1 protein-coding gene is annotated in these 1,409 nt (G+C 62.3%); it reads right to left on the bottom strand.

All coding sequences use genetic code 11. The features are described from left to right. Positions 1 to 37 precede the first annotated feature (37 nt). Positions 38 to 1,321, bottom strand: coding sequence for an IS256 family transposase (locus AB0M65_RS40845; RefSeq protein WP_364041061.1), 1,284 nt, complete (start codon positions 1,319 to 1,321; stop codon positions 38 to 40). Between the last annotated feature and the right edge of the window lie 88 nt (positions 1,322 to 1,409).

Genomic DNA, 1,409 nt, shown 5'->3' with positions numbered 1-1,409 from the left:
GGGACTGTAACGCGAACGGTGTTTCCGGCCGTGGTTGTCAGTAGGTCTCAGCTCCCGGCCAGCGGTCACTGAAGGTGATCGAGAACGCGTTCAACGCCGGTTTCCATCGCATCGTCCACCGGGCTTGCCCGGTGCCGGTCGGGTCAAGACTCCTGGTGACCAGATACAGACACTTCAACGCAGCCTGTTCACTCGGGAAATGTCCCCGTGCCCGCACAGCACGACGATACCGCGAATTCAACGACTCAATAGCATTAGTAGAACACAACACGCGCCTGATCTCCACATCATAATCCAAAAATGGAATGAACTCTTCCCACGCGTTGCGCCACAACCGGATCACAGCGCCATACTTGTCACCCCACTTTTCCTCCAAATCATCCAACGCAACTCCCGCTGCGACCGCATTCGGTGCCGTGTAGATCGGTTTCACGTCTCGCTTCAACGCATCCCAGTCCCGCTTCGACGCCAGCCGGAACGTATTGCGAAGCAAATGCACCACACAGGTCTGCACGATCGCCGCGGGCCACACGTTCCCGACCACCTCGGGCAGCCCCTTCAGCCCGTCGCAAACCACGAAGAACACGTCGGACAGACCGCGGTTCTTCAAGTCCACCAACACCTGCATCCAAAACTTCGCGCCCTCACCACCCTGGCCAGCCCACAGCCCGAGCACATCCCGGCGGCCCTCCAGCGTGACACCGATCGCCGCGTAAATCGGGCGGTTCGCGACCTGCCCATCCCGGATCTTCACATGCACGGCGTCGATGAACACCGCCGCATACACCGAATCTAACGGCCTCGAGCACCATTCGCTCATCTCCCCGACAACCTGATCGGTAATCCGGGACACCGTCTCTTTCGACACCGACGCACCATAAATCTCGGCGAAATGCGCCGAAATCTCACCCGTCGTCAGGCCTTTCGCATACAGTGACAGCACGATCTCATCCACGCTCCCCAGCCGACGCTGCCGCTTTTTCACGATCACCGGCTCGAAACTCGCGTCCCGGTCCCGCGGCACCGCGATCTCCACCTCGCCCACCGCGTCCGAGAGCACCGTCTTCGACCGCGTCCCGTTGCGCACGTTCGTGCCGGCTCGACCCGGCTCGACCTGGTGCTTCTCGTGCCCGAGATGCTCGGCCATCTCCGCGTTCAACGCGGCCTCCAGCACCGTCTTGGTCAGCTGCTTGAGCAGCCCGTCCGGCCCGGTCAAGGCCAGTCCCTGCTCCTGGGCCTGCGCGACCATCGAGGCCGCCAGCTCCTCCTGCGCCGACTTCGGCTTCGCGGACCTGCCCTTACCTGTCGCTTGTGGACTCATGACGTCCAGTGTCATCACACACCGTGCCCTTCCCGCCGAGCTCACGCCCGGCGCGTCGGGCCAGAAACACCGTTACTGGGACAGTCCC

This window comes from Amycolatopsis sp. NPDC051071, assembly GCF_040682875.1.
Classification (GTDB): Bacteria; Actinomycetota; Actinomycetes; order Mycobacteriales; family Pseudonocardiaceae; genus Amycolatopsis.
The sequence above is the reverse complement of the archived record's forward strand: the minus strand, read 5'-3'. Positions and strand labels throughout refer to the sequence as shown.